This window comes from Marinobacter antarcticus (assembly GCF_011049865.1).
Taxonomy (GTDB): domain Bacteria; phylum Pseudomonadota; class Gammaproteobacteria; order Pseudomonadales; family Oleiphilaceae; genus Marinobacter; species Marinobacter antarcticus_A.
On sequence record NZ_DRGY01000007.1, the window covers coordinates 1 to 22,071 of the forward strand.

Annotated in this window: 22 protein-coding genes; 12 read left to right on the forward strand and 10 right to left on the reverse strand. The window is 55.5% G+C overall.

What is annotated here, in order from left to right; genetic code table 11:
- From rsxG to metG, 6 genes are all read right to left on the reverse strand, one after another.
- On the reverse strand, positions 1 to 581 hold a 581-nt coding region (gene rsxG, locus ENI00_RS01050; protein WP_304097535.1), incomplete at its 3' end, for an electron transport complex subunit RsxG.
- Positions 582 to 584: 3 nt separating this feature from the next.
- A complete protein-coding gene (gene rsxD / locus ENI00_RS01055; RefSeq protein WP_304097539.1) occupies positions 585 to 1,637 on the reverse strand; it encodes an electron transport complex subunit RsxD in 1,053 nt (350 codons plus the stop codon).
- Positions 1,638 to 1,658: 21 nt separating this feature from the next.
- On the reverse strand, positions 1,659 to 3,299 hold the full coding sequence (gene rsxC / locus ENI00_RS01060) for an electron transport complex subunit RsxC (protein ID WP_304097542.1): 1,641 nt from the start codon (positions 3,297 to 3,299) through the stop codon (positions 1,659 to 1,661).
- Positions 3,299 to 3,877 carry an electron transport complex subunit RsxB gene (rsxB, locus tag ENI00_RS01065; RefSeq protein WP_304097545.1) on the reverse strand — a complete coding sequence of 193 codons (579 nt, stop codon included), beginning with the start codon at positions 3,875 to 3,877 and terminating at the stop codon, positions 3,299 to 3,301. Before rsxB ends, rsxC begins: the two co-directional genes overlap by 1 nt.
- A gap of 15 nt (positions 3,878 to 3,892) precedes the next feature.
- Positions 3,893 to 4,474, reverse strand: a complete 582-nt coding sequence (gene rsxA, locus ENI00_RS01070; RefSeq protein ID WP_304097547.1) for an electron transport complex subunit RsxA — start codon at positions 4,472 to 4,474, stop codon at positions 3,893 to 3,895.
- Between the two features lie 36 nt (positions 4,475 to 4,510).
- Positions 4,511 to 6,553: a methionine--tRNA ligase gene (gene metG / locus ENI00_RS01075; RefSeq protein WP_304097550.1), complete on the reverse strand. Its 2,043-nt coding sequence runs from the start codon at positions 6,551 to 6,553 to the stop codon at positions 4,511 to 4,513.
- Positions 6,554 to 6,692: 139 nt separating this feature from the next.
- On the opposite strand from metG, the gene apbC reads away from it, so the two are divergent.
- The 4 genes from apbC (at position 6,693) to ENI00_RS01095 (ending at position 10,370) form a co-directional block, all read left to right on the forward strand.
- Positions 6,693 to 7,793: an iron-sulfur cluster carrier protein ApbC gene (gene apbC, locus ENI00_RS01080; RefSeq protein WP_304097554.1), complete on the forward strand. Its 1,101-nt coding sequence runs from the start codon at positions 6,693 to 6,695 to the stop codon at positions 7,791 to 7,793.
- A 107-nt stretch (positions 7,794 to 7,900) separates the two neighbouring features.
- Positions 7,901 to 8,467: a dCTP deaminase gene (dcd, locus tag ENI00_RS01085; protein ID WP_304097556.1), complete on the forward strand. Its 567-nt coding sequence runs from the start codon at positions 7,901 to 7,903 to the stop codon at positions 8,465 to 8,467.
- A complete protein-coding gene (locus ENI00_RS01090) occupies positions 8,464 to 9,063 on the forward strand; it encodes a YjaG family protein (protein WP_304097559.1) in 600 nt (199 codons plus the stop codon). Before dcd ends, ENI00_RS01090 begins: the two co-directional genes overlap by 4 nt.
- A 29-nt stretch (positions 9,064 to 9,092) precedes the next feature.
- Entirely contained in the window at positions 9,093 to 10,370 is a 1,278-nt protein-coding gene (locus ENI00_RS01095; RefSeq protein ID WP_304097560.1) for a valine--pyruvate transaminase, read from the forward strand.
- Here the strand turns inward: ENI00_RS01095 and ENI00_RS01100 are convergent.
- The 3 genes from ENI00_RS01100 to purM form a co-directional block, all read right to left on the reverse strand.
- Entirely contained in the window at positions 10,367 to 11,155 is a 789-nt protein-coding gene (locus ENI00_RS01100) for a DUF3108 domain-containing protein (RefSeq protein ID WP_304097562.1), read from the reverse strand. The two genes, ENI00_RS01095 and ENI00_RS01100, sit on opposite strands and share 4 nt — an antisense overlap.
- An 84-nt stretch (positions 11,156 to 11,239) precedes the next feature.
- Positions 11,240 to 11,902 carry a phosphoribosylglycinamide formyltransferase gene (purN, locus tag ENI00_RS01105; RefSeq protein ID WP_304097564.1) on the reverse strand — a complete coding sequence of 221 codons (663 nt, stop codon included), beginning with the start codon at positions 11,900 to 11,902 and terminating at the stop codon, positions 11,240 to 11,242.
- Positions 11,899 to 12,963 (reverse strand): phosphoribosylformylglycinamidine cyclo-ligase, encoded by a 1,065-nt coding sequence (purM, locus tag ENI00_RS01110; protein ID WP_304097601.1) that lies wholly within the window; start codon positions 12,961 to 12,963, stop codon positions 11,899 to 11,901. Before purM ends, purN begins: the two co-directional genes overlap by 4 nt.
- A 211-nt stretch (positions 12,964 to 13,174) precedes the next feature.
- Between purM and ENI00_RS01115 the strand changes: the two genes are divergently transcribed.
- The 5 genes from ENI00_RS01115 to ENI00_RS01135 all read left to right on the forward strand — a co-directional run bounded on the left by ENI00_RS01115 (position 13,175) and on the right by ENI00_RS01135 (position 17,004).
- Positions 13,175 to 14,497: a DUF2066 domain-containing protein gene (locus ENI00_RS01115; RefSeq protein WP_304097566.1), complete on the forward strand. Its 1,323-nt coding sequence runs from the start codon at positions 13,175 to 13,177 to the stop codon at positions 14,495 to 14,497.
- Between the two features lie 72 nt (positions 14,498 to 14,569).
- Positions 14,570 to 15,079, forward strand: a complete 510-nt coding sequence (locus ENI00_RS01120; RefSeq protein WP_414674185.1) for a CDP-alcohol phosphatidyltransferase family protein — start codon at positions 14,570 to 14,572, stop codon at positions 15,077 to 15,079.
- Positions 15,058 to 15,774, forward strand: coding sequence for a DnaA regulatory inactivator Hda (gene hda, locus ENI00_RS01125; RefSeq protein WP_414674186.1), 717 nt, complete (start codon positions 15,058 to 15,060; stop codon positions 15,772 to 15,774). The genes ENI00_RS01120 and hda overlap by 22 nt, the downstream gene beginning before the upstream one ends.
- Positions 15,775 to 15,858: 84 nt before the next feature.
- Complete coding sequence (locus ENI00_RS01130) at positions 15,859 to 16,656, forward strand: ParA family protein (protein ID WP_304097575.1); 798 nt, start codon at positions 15,859 to 15,861, stop codon at positions 16,654 to 16,656.
- A 12-nt stretch (positions 16,657 to 16,668) separates the two neighbouring features.
- Positions 16,669 to 17,004 (forward strand): YqcC family protein, encoded by a 336-nt coding sequence (locus ENI00_RS01135; RefSeq protein ID WP_304097578.1) that lies wholly within the window; start codon positions 16,669 to 16,671, stop codon positions 17,002 to 17,004.
- A gap of 23 nt (positions 17,005 to 17,027) precedes the next feature.
- Here the strand turns inward: ENI00_RS01135 and nadC are convergent, their stop codons facing one another.
- Positions 17,028 to 17,867: a carboxylating nicotinate-nucleotide diphosphorylase gene (gene nadC / locus ENI00_RS01140; protein ID WP_304097581.1), complete on the reverse strand. Its 840-nt coding sequence runs from the start codon at positions 17,865 to 17,867 to the stop codon at positions 17,028 to 17,030.
- A gap of 234 nt (positions 17,868 to 18,101) precedes the next feature.
- Between nadC and ENI00_RS01145 the strand changes: the two genes are divergently transcribed.
- From ENI00_RS01145 to ENI00_RS01155, 3 genes are all read left to right on the forward strand, one after another.
- Positions 18,102 to 20,369: a DUF1631 domain-containing protein gene (locus tag ENI00_RS01145; protein ID WP_304097584.1), complete on the forward strand. Its 2,268-nt coding sequence runs from the start codon at positions 18,102 to 18,104 to the stop codon at positions 20,367 to 20,369.
- A gap of 124 nt (positions 20,370 to 20,493) precedes the next feature.
- Positions 20,494 to 21,093: a 1,6-anhydro-N-acetylmuramyl-L-alanine amidase AmpD gene (ampD, locus tag ENI00_RS01150; RefSeq protein ID WP_304097604.1), complete on the forward strand. Its 600-nt coding sequence runs from the start codon at positions 20,494 to 20,496 to the stop codon at positions 21,091 to 21,093.
- Entirely contained in the window at positions 21,094 to 21,981 is an 888-nt protein-coding gene (locus ENI00_RS01155) for a histidine kinase (RefSeq protein ID WP_304097588.1), read from the forward strand.
- The last annotated feature ends 90 nt before the right edge of the window (positions 21,982 to 22,071 follow it).

Genomic DNA, 22,071 nt, shown 5'->3' on the forward strand with positions numbered 1-22,071 from the left:
ACCAGCGATCTCTCGACGGCCTTTACCACGGCCCGAGGTGTAATAGTGGCGCCCGTAAACTGGTCAAATGCGCCGCCGTTCGTCTTGACGCTCCACTGTCGAGGTTTTGGATTGCCCAGTGAGCGCCCCTCAAAGTTTTTAATCCAGTCGGATTTCCGGGTTTCAATTTTGTCGCCCAAACCGGGCGTTTCATTGTGGCTGATAACCCTCACCCCGAGGAGCGTACCTGCAAGATCAATACCCACAAGCAGCCTGATTCTGCCGGAATAACCATCTGGCGCAATGACTGGCATGATCATGCCAACAGGTTGCCCGTTCTGGCGCGCTACCCACACTGTGACAGGCCCCTTTGTTGAAAGCCGGTCACTGGCAGGCAGAATCAGTGTATCCCTGAGCATGTCGTTGTTGTGGGCGCTTTCGGGAATGATTTCGAACAGCGCCCTGGCCTCAGCCCGGGCGGCCTGTTCTGCTATGCGCTCCTCGGTCAGCGCGTGGGTAAAGGCAATGGTGCCGCCGGTAATAATCGCAAACAGGCCAAGACCGATGGCGCTGCGACGAATGGATTGAGTCATGGTTGCCATGGTTCAGCTCCGCCCTCGCCCGGTGATGCCCCGACGGGCTTTGCGATGGCCGTAAGTTCTTGGCGGCGTGTAATGATCAATAAACGGTACGGCGAAGTTCATAAGCAAAACGCTGAACGCTACGGCATCGGGATAGTTGCCCCAGCTCCGAATCAGATAAACAAGCGCGCCAATACCCGCCCCGTAAATCAGCTTTCCCTGATGGCTGGTGGCGGCCGATACCGGGTCGGTTGCGATAAAAAATGCGCCTAACATGGTACCGCCTGCGAGAAGGTGCATTAACAGAGGCGCGTACTGATCCGCGTTGCTTCCAAATGCCAGACTCATTACCACCAGCGCGCCCAGAAAAGCGGCTGGAATGTGCCAGGTGATTATCCGCAGGCCAATCAATACAAAGCCACCCGCAAGGAAGGCTGCATTAACCCATTCCCAGCCTTTGGCCACACCATCGCCGAACGTGGGATGCGCCAGAACTTCGGCGGCGGTATGGGTAGCAATTTTGTGTTTGTACTCATCCAGTGGTGTCGCCATGGTCCAGCCATCAACCACCGTTTGCTGCCCTGAAGCAATGGCAGCCAGAGTGTCACCGAAACCGGGGCCACGGTCCCAGAGCAGCGCCGGTTCTGCCCAGTTAGTGGTCATGGCAACCGGAAACGAAATCAGCACCAGTGCATAGCCTACCATGGCCGGATTGAACGGATTGGAGCCGAGCCCGCCGTAGAGTTGTTTGGCGATTACGATCGCGGAAATGACCGCCACGGCTGATACCCACCAGGGCGCAAACTGCGGCAATGAAAGCCCAAGCAGCAACCCGGTAACCGCAGCGGTATTGTCTTTGAGAAAAAATGCAACCGGCTTGCTGCGCAGCTTGAGGATGGCTGCTTCCGAGGCCAGAGCAACGGCGATGCACCAGACAACGTTGATCAGATTGCCCCAGCCAAAAAAGAGAATCTGCGCCAACAAACCCGGGAGTGCCGCAAGTATGACCCAAAGCATCACCTTTGAAGTCGGGCGTGCATGGTGAGCATGGGGGGACGACTGTTGAACAAACGCCATGAAAATTGAGCCTGATTTGGGTTATTCGGTGGGCGGGGTTTTGGTCTGAGTCGCCGATGCCTTTTTGGTACTGGCCTTTTTGCGAGCCAGCGCTTGTTCTACCAGGGCGGATCTGCTGGCCCGCTTGTCGATCACCTCTCCACCGACAACGGCCGCCTTTTCAGCCGCAGCGTTCTTGGTAGCCTGAGCGTCCGATGCTGCCTTAGCGCGCTCCTTGCGCCGTAATTCCTTCTCATGTTGCTCCCGCTCAAGTCTTTGCTGGCGAGCCTCAAATCGTTCTCTCGCCCGGTCGGCCTTGAATTGTTCTGCGCGTTGTCCGCGAACTTCTCCCTTGGCATAGCGATAGTACTGTACGAGTGGAATCGAGCTTGGGCACACGTACGAACACGCGCCGCATTCGATGCAGTCGAACAGGTTCAGGTGCTCGGCTTTTTCGAACTCATCCGCCTTGGCGTGCCAGAACAGCTGTTGCGGCAGCAATTCCATAGGGCACACCTCGGCACATTGCCCGCAACGAATACAGGCCTGTTCGGGCGGCGATGCAGGAAGCTCATGGGCGGTTGCGGCAATAATACAGTTGCTGGTCTTGATAACGGGCACGGCCGTGGTTGTCAGGGTGTAGCCCATCATCGGCCCGCCAAGAACCAGGCGGCTAACGAGGTCTGGCTGAAGTCCGGCCTGCTCGAGAAGATAGTCCACCGGGGTGCCCAACAAAGCGTCAAAATTGCCCGGCTTCTCCAGCGCCTCACCGGTAACGGTCACAATGCGCCCGATCAGCGGTGTGCCGTCAAATACCGCTCGGGCGACCGCTGCGGCGGTACCGATGTTCTGGCTTATAATGCCGATATCCGCCGGAATGCCGCCACTGGGCACTTCCATTCCTGTCAGTACCTGGATCAGCTGTTTTTCACCGCCAGAGGGGTATTTGGTCGGGATGACCGCGATTTCAATTTTGGTGGCTTTAGCGGCTTTAGCGGCTTGAGTGTCTTGGGCGCCTTGAATGGCTACGCGCAGAGCAACTGCCGCTTCGGGCTTGTTATCTTCAATGCCAATAACGCAGCGCTCAGGGTCCAGAATCCAGGCCATGACCGTGAGCCCTGCAATCACCTCGTTAGCCTTCTCACGCATGGTCATGTCATCAGCGGTAATGTAAGGCTCGCATTCGGCGCCGTTCAGAACCAGTGTGTGGATCTTGCAATCCGGTGGTGGGCTTAGCTTGATGTCCGTCGGAAAACCGGAGCCACCCATGCCAGAGATACCCGCTGCGCGAATAATGTCCAAAACCTGATTCCGGTCGAGTGTGCGATAGTCACTGATCGGGTAGCGCTCGCACCACTCATCTTTGCCGTCGGGTTTCAAAACGATGCAGGTGTCCGTCATGCCAGAGGGATGTGGCACCGGATAACCTGCAATGCTTTCAATCGTACCGGACGTTGGCGCATGCACAGGAACACCCATGCCCCGGCTGGCGTCGGCTATTGTCTGGCCTTTCAGCACGCGGTCGCCAACCGCCACAACGGGTTCTGCGGGTGCGCCAATGTGCTGCTGCAACGGCAGCACCAGAAGCCCGGGGATGCCTGCAGCCCGGATAGCGTGAGCGGTTGAACGCTGTTTGTGTTCTGTGGGATGAATGCCACCGCTGAAATCCCAGAGCTGGGCCATCAGGAATGCGCCTCTTGCCGGTCTGAGGCAATAATCGCGGGTCCGGGTGGCGTCCAGACCCAGCTCCGGATATCGGGTTCGACAGTGATCATGTCGATACAATCAACAGGGCAAGGCTCCACGCACAGGTCACAGCCTGTGCATTCACTCTCGATAACCGTGTGCATGTGTTTTGCAGCGCCTAAAATGGCGTCTACCGGGCAGGCCTGAATGCACTTGGTACAGCCGATGCACTCGTCTTCCCGAATAACGGCAACGCGCCTGGCTTGCTCTACGCCGTGCTCTGCATCCAGGGGCTGCGGTTCCACTCCCAATAAATCCGCGAGTGCTTTGATGGTAGATTCGCCGCCGGGAGGGCACTTGTTGATGGCATCACCGTCAACAATCGATGCGGCATAGGGATGGCATCCTGGAAACCCGCACTGGCCACACTGGGTTTGCGGCAGCAGCGCGTCGATCTGTTCCACCAGCGGATTGCCTTCAACCCGGAAGCGCTCAGAGGCAAAACCCAGCAACGCACCAAATATCAGTGCAAGGCCAAGCAAAACCAGAACGGCGATAAGAATGCCTGTCCACATAAAAACGTGTCTCCGCTAAACGCTGACCAGGCCGGTAAAGCCCAGAAACGCCAGTGACATCAAACCTGCGGTGACCATACCGATGGCCGCACCTCGGAAGGCCAAGGGAACATCGGCCACGGCAATGCGTTCGCGCATTGCGGCAAACAGCACCAGCACCAGGGAAAAGCCGGCAGCGGCGCCAAAGCCGTAGAGTACGGATTCAACGAAGTTGTTATTCTTATTCAAGTTGAGAAGTGCTACGCCAAGCACAGCGCAGTTAGTGGTAATCAGTGGTAGAAAAATACCCAGCACGCGGTAAAGCAGGGGGCTGGTTTTGCGCACCACCATCTCGGTGAACTGAACCACCACCGCAATAACCAGAATAAAGGTGATGGTTTTCAGGAACGCCAGATCCAGGGGCGCCAGCAGGTAGGTGTAAGCAAGATAACTGCATACTGATGACAGGGTCAGCACAAACGTGGTGGCCAGAGACATGCCCATGGCTGTTTCCAGCTTGCCCGAAACCCCCATGAAGGGGCACAGGCCGAGAAACTGAACCAGCACGAAGTTATTCACCAGAATGGTGCTGACCAAGATCAGTAGATAGTCTGTCATCGTTTCGCCATCGGAGCGCTCTGCCTCGATTTCTGTTTACATCACCCGCATGCCCGGCGTTGAACCGGAATCCGGCGACAGCAGAAAAATGTCCTTGCCACCCGGGCCGGCTGCCAGAACCATGCCTTCAGATATGCCGAATTTCATTTTCCGGGGTTTGAGATTGGCTACCATTACCGTAAGGCGTCCCTCAAGATCCTCAGGCTTGTAGGCAGACTTGATGCCCGCAAATACGTTGCGCTCGCCGTGCCCCAAATCGAGCGTCAGGCGAAGGAGCTTGTCGGCCCCTTCAACATGCTCGGCTTTTACAATTTTTACGACCCGCAGATCGACTTTCGTGAAGTCATCAAACTCTATTTCATCGGCCACGGCTTCGATTTTTTCGGGCTGGGTGGGCTCAGCTGGTTTACCGGTCGCTGCGGGCATTTCCTCTTTCGAGGCATCCAGCATTTTTTCGATCTGTACCATGTCTACCCGGTTCATCAGCGGCTTGAACGTGTTGATGCTGTGGTTTTCCAGGCGCGCGCTGCGGTTGTTCCAGTCAAGCTTCGCGTTCAGGAAGTCTTCGGCTGCCTTGGCGGTTTCCGGCAATACGGGCGCAAGGTAGGTCATCAGCAGGTGAAACATGTTGAGGGAGTTGGTACAGATGGCCTGCAGCTTGTCATCCTGGCCGTCCTGTTTCGCGACTACCCAGGGCTGCTCGTCGTTCACGTACTGGTTAGCGGTATCTGCCAGTTCCATAATGCGGCGCGTGGCACGGCCAAACTCTCGGGCTTCATAGAGTTCTTCAATCTCATTGCCTGCGTCAATGAACCCCTTCAGCTTGTCCTGCTCGGTTACTTGCCCGAGCTTGCCGTTGAAACGCTTGGTAATGAAGCCTGCACTGCGGCTGGCGATGTTGACCACCTTGCCCACCAGATCCGAATTAACCCTGGCTGCAAAGTCCTCCAGGTTCAGATCCATATCGTCCACGCCGCCCGTCAGCTTGGAGGCGAAGTAATACCGTAGGTACTCCGGGTTCAGGTGATCCAGATACGTGCGCGCCATGATGAAGGTGCCCCGGGATTTGGACATCTTCTTGCCATTAACCGTCACAAACCCGTGCGCCCAGACCGCCGTTGGCGTGCGGAAACCGGCATCGTGAAGCATCGCCGGCCAGAACAGGGCGTGAAAGTTGATGATGTCCTTGCCGATAAAGTGATACACCTCGGCGGTAGAGTCCGCCTTCCAGAAGTGCTCAAAATCTATGCCTTCCCGGTTGCACAGGTTTTTGAAGCTCGCGAGATAACCAATGGGCGCATCCAGCCAGACATAGAAAAACTTGCCGGGTGCGTCGGGGATTTCAAAGCCAAAGTAGGGCGCATCGCGGCTGATGTCCCACTCCTGCAGGCCGGCATCAAGCCATTCTGCCAGCTTGTTGGCTACCTGCGGCTGCAGCGCACCGCTGCGCGTCCACTTTGTCAGAAAGTCTGCAAACTCCGGCAGCTTGAAGAAGTAGTGCTCTGACTCCTTCTCGATTGGCGTAGCACCGGATACCGCGGAGCGAGGATTGATGAGCTCAGACGGCGTGTACGTTGCGCCGCAGGACTCACAGTTATCGCCGTACTGATCCTCGGTTTTGCATTTCGGGCAGGTGCCCTTGATGAACCGGTCCGCAAGAAACATGTTTTTCTCGGGATCGAATGACTGAGTAATCTTGCGGGTCGCGATATGATCGTTTTTCTGCAACTGACGATAGATGTATTCGGAGAAATTGCGATTCTCTTCCGAATGGGTGGTGTAGTAGTTGTCAAAGCGGATATGAAAACCGCCGAAATCCTCCTGATGCTCGCCACGGATTCGATCAATCAATTGCTCAGATGTAATGCCTTCACGCTCAGCGCGAAGCATAATAGCGGTGCCATGAGCGTCGTCTGCGCAAACGTAGTAGCAATTTTGGCCGCGCATATTCTGATAGCGCACCCAGATATCTGTCTGAATGTATTCCAGCAAATGACCCAGGTGAATGGGGCCGTTGGCGTAGGGCAGAGCGCTGGTAACCAGAATATCGCGTTGTTGCTTTGAACTCGCTTGCGTCATGGTGTGTCCGAACCTTTCATCAGATAAGGGTTGTATGGTCAGAAACGGGTTCAGATGATACCTTTTGAGCAGAGTTTTTTCACCCGAAACACCTGTTTTCATGCTGTAAAACCAGCAAGACCTTAATCCGGAGAGCCAGATGACACAGATTTCAGAGCAGGCCCTGCAGGCAGCGGTTCGTGAATACCGAGACCCGTACCTGGAAAAGGATCTTTACGATCTGGGTGCTGTAAAGTCGTTGGTGGCTGACGAAGCAGGCAACGTCACGCTGATGGTGGAGCTACCATACCCTTCCAAAGGCATTGCTGGCGGCCTCAAGCAACTGGTCGCCAACGCGCTGGAAAACGTTGAAGGCGTTGCAACCGCCGAGGTTCACGTCGCCCAGAAAATCCACTCCTACAAAGTTCAGAAAGACCTGCCGTCCGTTCCCGGCGTCAAAAACATCATAGCCGTCGCCTCCGGCAAAGGTGGTGTTGGTAAATCGACCACCGCCGTTAACCTCGCGCTTGCTCTGCGAGCAGAAGGCGCCCGGGTAGGCATCCTCGACGCCGACATCTACGGCCCCAGCATTGGCATGATGCTAGGCGTACCCGAAGGCAAACGCCCCGGCGTACGGGAAGAAAAATACTTCCTGCCCATAGAGGCCCACGGTCTTCAGGCCATGTCCATGGCCTTCGTAACCACCGACAAAACCCCCATGGTGTGGCGCGGCCCCATGGTTAGCGGCGCGGTCATGCAGCTGTTGCAACAAACCCTGTGGGACGAACTCGATTATATGATCGTTGATATGCCGCCGGGCACCGGTGACATCCAGCTAACCCTGGCCCAGAAAGTTCCGGTTACCGGCGCGGTCATTGTCACCACCCCCCAGGACATTGCCCTGCTTGACGGCAAACGCGGCATCGAAATGTTCCGCAAAGTCGACATCCCGGTGCTGGGCATAGTGGAAAACATGAGCGTGCACATCTGCAGCAACTGCGGCCACGAAGAGCATCTGTTCGGCGAAGGCGGCGGCGAACGCATTGCCGATGAATACGAAACAACCCTGCTGGGCCAGTTGCCCTTGCACATGACCATCCGCGAACAGACCGACAGCGGCCAACCTACTGTAGTGGCTGAGCCGGACTCCGAAGTGGCTCGCCGTTACCGTGACATTGCCCGCCGGGTAGGTGCAGAACTTTCAACACGGGAGCGCAACCTTAGCGGTTCTATCTCAAGCGTGTCCGTAAAATCACACTAATTTCTGCGACTGCAGCCACCAAATACCAGCAGTCAAGAGTTTCGACAGAGCCCAGGCGAACAGGTAAACTACGCCCCAATTTTCCCAGTGGATACGAGACGTCACCCATGAGCATCAAATCCGATAAGTGGATTCGCCGAATGTCCGAACAGCACGGCATGATCGAACCGTTCGAAAGCGGTCAGGTCCGTGAAACGGATAAAGGCAAGGTTATCTCCTACGGCACCTCCAGCTACGGCTATGACGTCCGTTGCAGCAACGAATTCAAAATCTTCACCAACGTACACTCCGCCACCGTCGACCCCAAAAACTTCGACGAAAAAAGCTTCGTAGACTTCACCGGCGATGTCTGCATTATTCCGCCGAACTCCTTTGCCCTTGCCCGCACCGTGGAATATTTCCGTATACCGCGCAGCGTACTCACCATTTGCCTGGGCAAGTCTACCTACGCGCGCTGTGGCATCATCGTAAACGTCACCCCTCTGGAGCCAGAGTGGGAAGGGCAGGTTACCCTGGAGTTCTCCAACACCACCAATCTCCCGGCCAAAATTTACGCCAACGAAGGCATAGCCCAGATGCTCTTCTTCGAATCCGACGAAGTGTGCGAAACCAGCTACAAAGACCGTGGCGGCAAATACTTCGGGCAAACCGGCGTGACCCTTCCAAGAACATGAACGCCAACCAGTTTCTCAAAGCGGTTTCCCAACTCCAGGGGTGGCGTGAATGCGCGTTCGTGCTGGCGCTCGCCGAGCGCTCATTCCCTAACTATGCGCTGTTTGCCGACGCGATGGACCTGAAAACCGGCGGAAAAATGCACCAGATGCTGGATCTTGCCTGGGGCACGCTTCAGGAAGACGCGGCTGAAACCGCAATCCCGCCGCTGCTGGTAAAACTGGAAGCCCTGTCTCCCGATGTCGATGCCTACGATGCCTACGGTGTCTACCCGGCTTTCGACGTTTGCCAGTTGCTTGAGCAGGCATTGCTTAATCGCCTGAATCCCTCGAAGCACCGGGCCACAGAGGCCTCGCAGTTGGCGACCGGTACCGTTATGAGCTTTATAGAACTGTCTGAAGGTGAGGGGCTTGAAGAGGACGAGCTCGTTCGCTTGTTGGATTCCCACCCCCTGATGAAAGAAGATAAAACCTTTCAGCGCGACATGGTATTGGCGCTTAAACGGCAGCGTACGCCAATAGAACAGTTCATCAGAGATATTCGGAAAGATGCCGCAAATGACGGCGTCAGCAATCTGGGTATATCGCTGGGAGACTGAAGTTTCACTGACCAAATGGATATAACCCCATGAAACTCTCTGCTTTTGGCCGCAAGTTTACCGCAGACGCCGGTATAACCTCGTTAATGGACGATCTCGGCAACGCCATGGCATCCGGCGATGACATGATCATGATGGGCGGCGGCAACCCGGGACACATTCCAGAGATACAAAAGCGGATTCAGGAAATTCTCGGTGACATGAGCCGGAGCGAGAGCGACGTTCGTCGCCTCGTCGGCATTTACGATCCGCCCCAGGGCGAAAAACAGTTTATTGCCGCGCTGGCAGAGTTGCTCAGCCGCGAGTACGGCTGGGATCTGAAACCAGGGAACATCGCGCTTACTAACGGCAGCCAAGCCGCCTTCTTCATGCTGTTTAACATGTTTGGCGGCGATTACGGTGAAGGCCAGCGCAAGCACATACTGCTGCCTCTGGCGCCTGAGTATATTGGCTATGCAGACGCCGGCATCGAGCCTGGCCTGTTCCATGCTGTGCAGCCGGACATTTCCTTTACCGATGCCCACGAATTCAAATATCGTGTCGATTTTGATGCGGTAGAAGTAACCGGGGAAACCGGCGCGATCTGCGTATCCCGGCCAACCAACCCGACCGGCAACGTGGTTACCGACGAAGAAATGGCCCGATTGGAAGAGATGGCGCGTCAACATGACGTGCCATTGATCGTCGATGGGGCCTACGGTACACCTTTCCCCAGCCTGCTTTTCGTGGACGCCACGCCTACCTGGAACGAACAGATTATTCTTTGTTTGAGCCTGTCAAAGCTTGGCCTGCCGGCAGCACGCACCGGCATCGTGATTGCTGCTGAGCCGGTGATCAAGGCGTTGTCGGGGGTCAATGCCATCATGAATCTGGCAACTGGAAGCTTCGGCGCCATGCTCGCCGAGCCCCTGGTGCGCTCTGGTGAGATTCTGTCACTGAGCCGGGATGTGGTTTGCCCATTCTATAGGCGGAAAATGCAGCGCGCGGTGACGGCTTTCCGCGAGGCCATGGGCGAGGACAGTTGCCGTTGGTATGTTCACAAGCCGGAAGGCGCGATGTTCCTGTGGTTATGGTTTCCGGATTTACCCATTACCAGTTTTGAGCTTTACCAGCGATTAAAAGCGCGGGGCGTGCTCGTGGTGTCGGGTCATTACTTCTTCCCGGGGCTGCCGGAGGACGACTGGCGGCACCGCCATGAATGCCTGCGAGTTACCTATTCGCAGGACGATGAGCGTGTGGCGCAGGGGCTGCGCATTATTGCAGACGAAGTTAAAGCCGTATGGGCCGAGGCGGACCGAAAGAGTTAATCCCCCAACTTGACGTCCTTCAGCTTCAGTTCGTAGGCGCTGCCGTCTGGCTCAATTTGCTGCAGACGGACCAGTACATAGTCCTTGTCCGGATCAAACCACATGTAAGTTTCCCGCCGGGAGTTTTCGCGAATTTTCTCGGCTTTGAGAAGTGTTGGTTGGCTGCTGTCGTTGTTGTCAGAGTTGTCGTTGCTGCCAGAGTTGTCAGAGACGTCAGCGTTGTCACTTATGACCGCATAGCGCTGCGTGTCTACTTTGCCCCGATCCAGAACCTCGTACTCCATATCGCGCTTGCCGTTCAGGATGTCCTGATGCAACTGCACCTGAAAGCCGAGAGGGTCGAGAATGCCTTTGCTGAGTTCGATCGTGAAGGGTTTTCCCCGGTATTTTCCTGTCGCCACGTCAGTCTCCCAGTTAAAATCAATGGATTGCTTTCTATCCTTAATGAGCAAACCTGAAAGATGATAACGGTACCTGAGCGGCACGACCTGTCCGTCTTTCCAGCTGAAAATCAGAGATTCGTCCAGATCGGCAATAAACGATTTCACTTCGGTGCGGTACAGCCAGACATTGTTGCCCTGGGCCGTAAGAATGCGTTTTGCGCTGCCATTGAGGGATATTCCTTTTTCCACAGACGCGTCATAGCTGACTTCAAAAGGGAAGAGGTCTGGCGCGGGTTCCGCGTGAACGACACTGCCTAGTACCAACGCCAGCGCGCACAGAAGTCGGGCTGCGTTGAGTCTGACTCTCTTGAGAGGCGGCATATTCCGTTGAGCTGAATACATCTGGGTGACCTCAAATCCGTCATGAATAGCCAGAGCTTAGCGGGTAAGCGGGTTCTATGGGATGACCGTCTGTTAAGGTGCGCTTCAGCTATCGGGAAGGCAAACGGGTGTGTCCATGCTTTGCCCGTCGAACAGAATGTGATCGCGGCCGAGCTGAACCCTGCCTTCGCATAGCCAGCGAACGACAATCGGATACAACAGGTGCTCCTTTTTCTGAACCTTCTCGGCGAGGGTTTCGGCAGTGTCTTCAGGCGCAACGGCCACTTCTGCCTTGGCTATCACAGGCCCGCCGTCAAGCTCTTCGGTGACGAAGTGAATGGAAGCGCCGTGGGTTTTGTCGCCGGCATCGAGCGCTCTCTGGTGAGTGTTCAAGCCGGTATAAAGTGGCAGTAGTGACGGGTGAATGTTCACCAGTTTGCCGCGAAATGCCCGAACGAAGCCGGTGGTCAGGATTCTCATAAAACCGGCAAGTACGATGAGATCCGGGTTGTAGCGAAGGATATAAGCCATAAGTGCGGCATCAAACTCTTCCCGGGAACCGAAATCCTTGTGGTTCACCACAAACGTCTCGAGGTTAGCCTGGGCGGCTCGTTCAAGCGCAAACGCTTTGGGTTGGTTGCAGCCCAAAGCAATAATCTGCCCCGGAAAGTCGCGCTCCCGACTGGCATCAATCAGCGCCTGAAGATTGGTTCCGCTTCCGGACGCCAGAATCAGAATTCTCGGCAGGTTCGGTGGATCAGCTTTCATTCTGAGAGAAGCCCGGGCGCGTAGCGCACCACAGCGTCTTTTTCAGTGTCGTCAGACCGTTCTATCAACCCGACCTGCCACGCTCGCTCGCCCAACGCCTCTAACGTATCCAGCGCCAGATCTTTCTGATTTGCCGGAACGCACACGATCATGCCAATGCCGCAATTGAAGGTGCGGTACATTTCTTCGCTAACCACGCCGCCAGTGTCTTTAAGCCACTTGAATACGGGCGGCAGTTCCCAGCTTGTGGTATCGATGGCGGCCACCGTTCCTTTCGGTAAAACCCTGGGGATATTTTCGGGCAGGCCTCCGCCGGTAATGTGAGAAAGCGCGTGTACTTCGACTTCGCGAAACAATTGAAGCAGGTTTTTGACGTAAATCCGGGTAGGCGCCATTAAGGCGTTTGCCAAAGAAGTGCCGCCGATCGTTTGGTCGAGATCCGCTTTGCTGATTTCCAGAATCTTCCGTATCAGCGAGTAGCCGTTAGAATGTGGTCCGGAGGACTCGAGTGCCAACAGAACGTCGCCCTCTTGCACCTTGCTGCCATCTATAATTTCGCTGCGCTCTGCTACGCCCACACAAAAACCGGCCAAATCATAATCGTCGCCCTCATACATGCCGGGCATCTCTGCGGTTTCGCCTCCCACAAGCGCGCAGCCGGCCTGCTCGCAGCCAAGGCCTATGCCGGCTACCACGTTGGCGGCTATATCCACGTTGAGTTTGCCTGTGGCGTAGTAATCGAGAAAGAACAGAGGTTCGGCGCCGCCTACAATAAGGTCGTTGACACACATAGCCACAAGGTCAATGCCGATGCTGTCATGCTTGCCAAGCTGCATTGCCAGTCTCAGCTTGGTGCCTACGCCATCGGTGCCTGACACCAAAACCGGCTCGTTGTACCCGGCGGGAATGGTGACCATGGCACCAAACCCGCCAAGCCCTCCCAGGACCTCGGGGCGCCGTGTGCGTGCGGCGGTTTCCTTGATGCGGCTGACAAGTTCATTGCCGGCGTCGATGTCAACGCCGGCGTCTCGGTAGGTCAGGGAAGGCTTCTGTTCGCTCATGGTGTTCTTAACCGTTGGCCAGTGGGTCAGGCGGCGGATTTTAGCAGGTGCGGTGTGGGGCTCCAAGTGCATTTGCCATGAGTGCCTCCGGATTCCGGTTACCAAGCCGATTTGAGCGAACAAGATTGCATTTCGGACACCCGGATCGGCTACTCAGGCTTCGGGGCATGGTGTATCCTATGGCCCATTGATGCGAACCGCAGGGTGTTTCATGCCAGTACCAGACCAGATCTCAGCCATAAAGCCGCTACCCGCTTCATGGCTTGCCGTTTTTTTTGTGTTCATGTTAGTCATGGTGCCTGTTCCAGCGTCCGCGGTGACGGTGTCTGGGCTTTATTCAGCTGAAGTGCCGGTAGCGGGCTCCGGGCAGAATGATCTGGCCCAAGGTTATGCAGACGGTCTTGCCCGCGTGTTTGTAAGAATTTCGGGGACGCGGAAAGTACTCAAGTTACAAGGTGTAGAGGCTTTACTCGCCAATGCGGAATCGCTGCTGTTGTCGTATCAGGTGCTTCGTGACGCAAACGGCAACAGCCGTCTGAGCATGGCATTCGGTGCTGTGGGCGTAAACCGCGCCCTGGCGTCGGTTGAGGCTCCGGTGTGGGGTGCCAACCGCCCGCTGACACTGGCGTGGGTGGCGGTAGAAGATCGCGGTGTTCGCCATCTGATTACCAGCGATGGCGGCAGTCAAGCCAGTGAGAGCGGTATCTGGTCAACAGCCTTTGCCCGTGCGGCTCAGGAACGGGGCCTGCCAGTTACCTTGCCACCCGAGCAGTTCAGCGGCAGCCGGGAGCTCCTGTCGGATATTTGGGGGCAGTTCACAGGCCGCGTACGCAAGGCCTCTGAAGGTGTAGACCACGATGTTCTTGCCCTCGTGCGAGTGAGTCGCACCGAGGGCCAATGGCGCGCAGGTTGGGTATTTGAGGGAGCAAAACTCGACAACAGCGAGGAATCGGTCAGCGCCAATTCTCGGGAAGCTTTGGCCGAAGCGGTGGTTAACCGATGGGCAGAGCTGTACGCCGATCGTTATGCCGTCGCCGCTGGCGAGATTGGCGATCTGCCGCAAGTTGATATTGTTTTGCAGGGCGTTAAGTCGATATCGGACTATGGAAAAGCCAGCCAGGCACTTGAAAGCCTTACGCCCGTTGTTAATGTGGGTGCCTCCCGGGTCAAGGGTGAACAGCTAACGTTGCGAGTGGCGTTCTCCGGCGAACTGGATCAGCTTAAGTACTACATGGCTTTGGATTCCCGTTTTGTACCCGTTGAAGGTGAGTCGCAAACTGTACAGCCAGCGCCTTCAAAACCACCGGCTGCCGACGGCACTGCCGAAATTGCCGAGACCGCTGAAACCGCTGAAGCCGCCGATGCGTCCGAGCAGTCGATGCTCACGTATCAGCCTTCACCCTTAGATAAGGAAGAGGCTCAGCAGGCGTTCGAATCGATTTATCAGGTTCTCAATTACCGCTGGCAGCCGTCACCGGTTATCGCAAATGATGGCGGGGAGTCGTCCGCTTCAGAGCAGTCCGCTGAGGAGTAGTCCGCTATCGGAGACAATTCAGTGACGTCGCAGGCCTGGCGTTGGATTCCCAATGCGCTGACGCTTTTGCGTATGGTGTTGATTATTCCTTTCGCGCGGGCCTTGCTGGCGCAGGAATATCGCATTGCATTGATCATCTTCGCTGCCGCGTCGGTGACGGACGGGCTTGACGGGTTCCTCGCCCGACGTTTTAACTGGCGCTCCAGAATGGGCGCCGTGGCTGATCCACTGGCCGATAAAGCTCTGCTGATTGTGGCGTATCTGATGCTTACCTACACGTCTGTCCTGCCCCCGTGGCTTTTTGCGCTGGTAATCGGCAGAGACCTCCTGATTGTCGGGGGCGCTCTCGTTTATCATTACTGCATTGGCCGCTTTGATATGGAGCCCAGCCTACCCGGCAAGTTGAATACGATGATTCAAATCTTTGTGGTTATCGGCATCATTGCCATCCTGGCGGGCTTGCCAGTGCAGCCGCTTTGGCAAGACGTGGGAATCTGGTTGGTTGCGCTGTCTGCCGTGTTCAGTGGAGGTCACTATTGTGTGATCTGGGGTGCTCGGGCATGGGCGGGCCGGCAGCCGTGAACTCGTCTCAATTGGTTCTGGGTGTCCGGCTTCGCGACGACGCACGCTTCGATAACTTTCACGGTGATCGTAACAACGAGGCCGCACTGAGGCTGTTGTCGGTGTTCAAGCGGCCAGACGACATGCCGGTGGTGGTTGTGTGTGGCGATTCGGATACGGGTAAAAGCCATTTGCTGCAGGCCGCCTGCCACCATGCGGAAGCACAGGCGAAAACCGCAGTCTGTCTCAGTATTGCTGAGCTGGAGCCTTTTGGACCGGGCGCCCTGTCGGGTTTGGATACGTTGGATGTTGTTGCCCTCGATGATCTGGACAGAGTGGCCGGAAAAGCGGACTGGGAAGAGGCCATTTTTCATTTGTATAACCGGTTGTACGATAGCGGTCATATGCTGGTTGTCAGTCTTTCGGAAGTGCCTGGTTCCTTGCCTTTTCTCTTGCCAGACCTGGTGTCGAGGCTGCATCACGGGTTTATCGTCCAGCTTGGCATCTATCGTGATGATGATCGTCTGAAAATTCTTTTGGCGCGCGCCGAGCAGCGTGGGCTGACCATGACGAATGAGGTCGCAGTTTTTATCATGCGCCGGGCACCTCGGGGTCTCGGAGAGTTGCTGGGGATACTCGACACTCTCGATGAAAACTCACTGCAGGCCCAGAGGCGTCTTACCATTCCGTTTGTGAAGACAGTGATGCAGTGGTAGTGCGCTTGCATGCGATACGGTATGCAAACGATACGATAAGTTGCTGAGCAACATGCCAGAAAACGTGCCATATGGAGAGACGACATGAGACGGGTGATATTCAACCAGAAAGGCGGAGTAGGGAAGTCCAGTATTACCTGCAACCTGGCGGCGATCAGCGCAGCACGTGGCAAGCGCACCCTGGTGGTTGATTTGGATCCTCAGGGTAACTCGACGCACTACCTGATGGGCAAGCCCGCCAACGAGCTCACGGACACGGTTGCGGACATGCTGGAACAAACGGTGGCGTTCAAAGTATTCAACCGCCGTCCCGATGAGTTTGTTCACGCTACACCGTTCAAGAACCTGTTTGTCATGCCGTCCAGTCCGGAGCTCGATTTTCTTGAGCGCAAGCTCGAGGCAAAGCACAAAATATACAAACTTCGGGAAGCCCTGAAAAAACTGGGTGAATCGTTCGATGCCATTTATATTGACACGGCGCCGGCGCTGAACTTTTACAGCCGTTCTGCACTCATCGCCGCCCAGCGCTGTTTGATCCCGTTCGACTGTGATGATTTTTCCCGTCAGGCCCTTTATAACATCCTTAATGAGATTCGCGATTTGCAGGAAGATCACAACGAGGAGCTTGTGGTGGAAGGCATCGTTGCCAATCAGTTCCAACCTCGGGCCAAACTGCCAAGACAATTGGTCAAAGAGTTAATAGAAGAAGGGCTGCCGGTCTTGCCCGTGCGTTTGTCCAGTTCCGTAAAAATGAAAGAATCTCATCAAAGCCGGCAACCGCTTATTCACATGGCACCGAAACATCCCCTTACGCGACAATTTGAAGATTTGTTCAGCGTATTACATGGTGAAAAGGTAGAACTGGAACCGTTGGGAGATTGAATCGGGATTTTTATGAAAGAGACGGGTGACGTTTTAGGGCAGGTTGCGGATTGTTTGCTGGGTATCGAGATGGAGCTTCGTCAGCTGGATTTGTGGGAGAGTGAGCCTCCCCATGAAAGTGCGCTCCTCAGCACCGAGCCTTTTTGTCTGGATACCCTGGCGTTTACCCAGTGGATTCAGTTTGTGTTTCTGGTGCGCATGAAGTTGATTATTGAAAACAACCAACCCTTGCCGTCGGTTTCGGGTATCGCACCCATGGCAGAAGAGTACTTTCGCGGCCGTGCCGAATCAGGACAGCGCCTGATTCGGGAACTCGAAGCCGTCGACCGGTTATTGTCTGGCGACTGATCACAGATTGCGTCCACCCGCACTCATCCCAAACGCATAGAGAGATCCACCGCTCTGACATTCTTGGTCAGTGCGCCTATCGATATGAAATCGACGCCGGTTTCAGCAACGGGTATCAGCGTATCTGCGTTAATGTCTCCGGACGCTTCCAGTTTTGCGCGACCCTTGTTCATTTTGACGGAAGCGCGCAGATCACTCAGAGAGAACTCATCAAGCATAATGATGTCGGCCCCGGCGCTGAGTGCCTGCTCCAGTTCCGCCAGGCTTTCGGTTTCCACTTCGACAGGCCTGCCGGGCGCGATTCTACGAGCTTCACCCACGGCATCGGCAATAGAGCCGCAAGCGGAAATATGATTTTCCTTGATGAGAAAGGCGTCCCACAAACCGATTCGATGATTGTGGCAGCCACCGCACGTAACCGCGTATTTCTGGGCAAGTCGCAACCCGGGCAGCGTTTTGCGCGTATCCAGAAGGCGCACGCCTGTGTGAGCAACCTTGGCCGCGTAACCTGCGCAGTTTGTGGCAACGCCTGACAGCGTCTGCAGCCAGTTCAGAGCGGCTCTTTCAGCCGTCAGAAGGCTTCGGGCCGTGCCTTCCATGCGAAACAGAACCTGGTAGGGTCGAACCGGTTCGCCATCCTGAACCAACCACTCCAGACACACCGAACTGTCCACTTGGCGGAACACCTCGTTCACCCACTCACGCCCGGCTATAACCGCCTGCTCTCGCGTGATGACTTGCCCGGTGGTTTGTTTTTGCGCTGGAATAAGCCGGGCCGTTATATCGCCGTCGCCAATATCTTCGCGCAGGCTCAGTGCCACGGTCTCGATTCGCGATTGGCGTAAGCGTTCAGTGAAGTTCATGGGTATGTATCCGTTCTGTCAGTGGTCAAAGAATTCTGGAAGATTCCGGGGTCGCAATTCTATCGTTCGCCAGTGGTTTCGCCAAACTCTACCCAAAATGTGACCTGGGTCCGGTCTGCACAAAAGGTGACAAACTCTGACACAAGGTGACGTAACTAACTCGTACAATGTGTAGTCGGAGTAGTCCCCATCCTATGGTCAGCAGCGTCACCCGTTCTGGCCCGGAGTTGTTCAATGAAGCAGGATAACAAGGTCGTCAGTTTTTCCGGACAGAAGCCGTTTTCGCGGTTCGATCTGCCGCCGGCCCTTGTTCGCCTGCGAGACACCTCGGGGCAATCTTTGAAGAGCGTTCTTGGGCGTTTTTTCGAGCGCGCTGACGATGCGTTGTTTGAGCTTGCGGACCGTGCCGGGTCCAACAAGGATCAAACCGTATATTTTGATGCGATGCGCGAGCTCAGGCTCAGGCGCAAAACCATGGTTGTGTCAGTGCTGCAATACGTCAGTCAGGCGTTTAACGATATCGGTCAGTTTCGGCCCCGGCAAACCGGTGGAACTCTGGATGAAGTGGACCACGATTCCCTGAGCCTTGTTGAGCATTCGGATCTTGAACAGCGGGTTGCTATTGATAACCTTATCAGCAAACTGCGCAATCGCTATCAAAGCCCGATTCAGCTTTTGTCGTTGCGTGTTAACCACCTGGTGCCCGGAGTAGAACTGGTTGATAACCAGATGCCCCTCAGCCCGGAAGTTATCTGTGGGGGCGTTGCTGAAGCCTGCGCCGATCTTGATATTGATATTCGAGCAAAGCTCGTCGTGCTGAAATTGTTTGATCGTCTGTTGGCCGATACGCTCGGTGACTTTTATCAGGAGGCGAACCGCACTCTGATCTCGGAGGGCATTCTGCCAGACGTCAAACGGGTACCGGTTCGCCCATCAGCGGGCAAACCCGATGCGCGATCAGCGACGTCGGCTCCAGTGCCCTCAAGCCCTGCTCAGCAAGGATCAGAGGAGAAGACAAGAGAGCAAGGCAATCACCAGAATTACGGTTACGACCCGATACAAGGCGGTGTTTCCAATGCAACATTTTCTGAATTGAGCGCACTTTTGCACCAAAGAGATAATGCCAATATCACAGACGAGCCGGGTTCGGCGGGTCAGGCCTATCTGGATACCGATCGCCTGATGGCACGCCTCAGCCAGGCCCAAGCCTCTTTTGGCAATTGGGACGGTGGTGAGGTTGCCTCCCTTGATCAGCAACTCCAGTCCGTTCTTCGTGCTGCCAATGGCCAGAAAGCCAACATTGGCCAGGTGGATAGCGATGTCATCAATCTGGTTTCCATGCTCTTTGACTTTATCCTGGAAGATCGACAGCTTCACCCGGTCATGAAGGCGCTTATCGGTCGTTTGCAAATACCAGTTTTGAAAGTAGCGCTGAGCGACAAGAATTTTTTTAATCGGGGCGGCCACCCGGTTCGCAAGTTATTAAACGAGTTAGCTCTTTCTGCTATCGGCTGGAGTGAAAAGCGCTCTGGCCAGCGCGATCCGCTGCTGGAGAAAATTGAGTCGGTGGTGAATCGGGTACTAAACGAATTTACGAATAATGTGTCTCTCTTCGATGAGCTGCTCAAAGATTTCAGCCATTTCACGGACCTTGATCGTCGTCGGCGAGAGTTGGTAGAGCAGCGCCTGCGCGACGCGGAAGAGGGCCGGGCGCGCCAGGAGCGGGCGTGTGAGGTTGCAGAAACACTGGTGAAAGATTTTGCCGCTGAAAGAGACATTCCGGAGCCTGTTCTGGAGATGTTGGGTGAGGCATGGACCAGGTATCTTCAGTGGGTATTTTTGCGCGAGGGCGAGGAGGGTGAGCGCTGGGCCGATGCCCGCGAGCTGACGGGTCATCTTGTTTGGAGTGTTGATCCCCATCCGATTGATGACTCAACCCGGAACGAACTGCTCAGAGCGATCCCGGCTATTGTCGATGAATTTCGTATGGCTCTTCAGGAGATTTCCTGGGATCCGTTCGCAACCGATATCGCGATTCGCGATCTGGAACTGGCGCACGTTGACGTGTTTCAGCGCTTGGCTACGGCACCCACCCGGCCGTCAACCGTGGTGGTGGCAGAAGAGCTCGTTACTGAACCGCGAGCTGAGCTTGAGTCGGTGCCCCCGGTGCTTTCAATGCCTGTCGATGAGGCGAAAACGTCGGAAGAGGAGACGGTGGTTTCCCAGCATTGGCTGGATCAAACAAGCAGGCTTCGTGTTGGTGCCTGGATTGAGCTGATCCGCGACGATACCAAGCTTCGTTGCAAGCTGGCAGCGTTTATAAAGGCCACAGGCAAGTACATCTTCGTCAACCGCAGTGGTGCCAAGGTGGCTGAGTATCGTCGTCAGGAACTGGGTGCTGCCATGGAAAGCGGAGCAGTCAGCATGCTTGATGACGGGCTGATCTTCGACAGGGCGCTTGAGTCCATCATTGATAACTTGCGCAGCAGCCGCAAGGATTGATCCGTGGTAACAGGGCTTACTTTGTGATTCAATCAGACACACAGTGTAATGCTCTGATAACTATGGATTCATCTTGCCCCACTCAACCTTTGATTCCGTTGGTGCGACCGTGTACTGCGAAGACATCAATATTCTTCGCAGTACAGGTCGCCTTTCATCTGTTCGTTGGTGTCCGTCGCCGAACTACGGCCCCCGCCCCGAAGGCACAGCGATAAGTCTTCTTGTCGTGCACAATATCAGCCTGCCTCCGGGCCAGTTTGGTGGTGGCTATATTGAAGATTTTTTCACAAATCGCCTCGAATCCGCTGACCATCCGTATTTTTTAACCATTGCCGATCTGCACGTTTCGGCCCATGCCCTGATCGAACGGGATGGAACCGTGGTGCAATTTGTCAGCCTGTTGGAAAGGGCGTGGCACGCTGGGCGTTCCTGTTTTCAGGGCGTGGAAGAGTGCAACGACTTCTCCGTTGGAATTGAGCTTGAGGGCGCAGACGACGTTCCCTACACACCCCAGCAATACCGCGCTCTTGCAGATCTGGCACTGGTGATCAGCTCAGCGTGGCCGGCGATCACCAGCGATCGGATTACCGGCCACTGTGACATTGCACCCGGCCGTAAGACCGATCCCGGCCCGGCGTTTGACTGGCCTGGCTTTCGGGCTTTATTTCAGAAACGTCAGTCAGTCGTGCTCCGTGATAAACAGACACAAAAGGGAGCTTTATAAATGACGCTCGTGGTGTTTCTGATTGCCTATTTTGTGCGCCGGCGTCTGGATAACGTCAACGCCGTTTCCGGTGATGTGCTGTGGCGTCGCTGGTTTCATAAGGGTGGCGTTGCGAAGGCCGGGCGCGAATCCGGTATTGTGACCGGCTTGGTTCTGGTGGCGCTGCCGGCACTGCTAGCCGCCTTGTGCGTGTATGGTTTATCACTCTACGGTTGGCGGATTGCGGCTTACCCTCTGGAAATTCTTGTTCTTGTGCTGATGATGGGCACGCCAGGCTGGCGTTCCTGCGTTCAGCTTTATGGGGATGCATGGCAGAAGGGCGATATGCAGGCCGCTTGGCACCATATTCAGGATAGGCTGCCAGCCTCTGAGCGTGGTGCGGCAACGTCACCCGAGATCATGCATCTTTCGCTAACCCGGGCCTTGGCGGTGGCGGTTTTCCAACGCTTTTTCCTGGTTGCATTCTGGTACGTTGTGGGCGGTATCGGTTTGGCGATCTTTGCGCGGGGGCTGGTAGCGCTTGCAGAGCAGTGGCCCCAGGCTGCCGCAAGACCAAGGTATCTCAAAGCCTGCGAATGGGCGAGCTGGATACCCGTAAGACTGCTTTCAGTCACCTTCGGGATTGCGGGTGATCTGTCGGGGTGGCTGGGTGAAGCCAGAGCCGTCATGACCGGCATCACAAAAAAAACCTCAGAAGTGCTCATGGTATCGGCAAATGGGTCGTTAACCGGGTATGCCCTTGATCCTGGCCGTTTTTCCCAGGTACATCCTGATGAATGGGCCAGTTTTGGCGGTCGCAGTTTGAGGGCGGTGAGAGGCCTGCTTAACCGAAGTATGCTGGCATGGATCTGCGCACTGGCGCTGCTGGTTATTGCCGGGGTTGTTTAAAGCCCCGAATGGCAAGAGATTGCACTCACGTTTGGTGTGGTCGGGCGATGAATAGAAGAATCATAATTCTGTTGTTTATGTTTCAACGTG